Origin of the sequence: uncultured Psychroserpens sp., assembly GCF_947492715.1 — a bacterium.
Classification (GTDB): Bacteria; Bacteroidota; Bacteroidia; order Flavobacteriales; family Flavobacteriaceae; genus Psychroserpens.
Genome location: NZ_CANLNS010000023.1, coordinates 1 through 368 on the forward strand (window position 1 = coordinate 1; position 368 = coordinate 368).

Consider the following 368-nt stretch of genomic DNA (forward strand, 5'->3'; position numbering starts at 1 on the left):
ACTGTAAGTCATAATGCAACACTTCCAATTTCAGGCGAAGGGACAACAACAATAGTGACGTGGACTTATGATGATGGCAACGGAAATACAAGCACACAAGATCAAAACGTGATTATAGATGACACGACAGCACCAACACCAGATGCGGTAAGTTTATCAGATATCACAGCAGAATGTGAAGTCACAACATTAACAGCACCAACAGCTACAGATAATTGCGGAGGCACAGTAACTGTAAGTCATAATGCAACATTACCAATCTCAGGGGAAGGGACAACAACGATAGTGACGTGGACTTATGATGATGGTAACGGAAACACAAGCACGCAAGATCAGAATGTGATTATAGATGACACCACAGCACCAAC

Annotated in this window: 1 protein-coding gene; it reads left to right on the plus strand. The window is 42.4% G+C overall.

From position 1 onward, the window contains the following. Positions 1-368, plus strand: a 368-nt coding sequence (locus tag Q0787_RS19250) for a hypothetical protein (RefSeq protein WP_298905078.1), incomplete at both ends; no start/stop codon positions are given.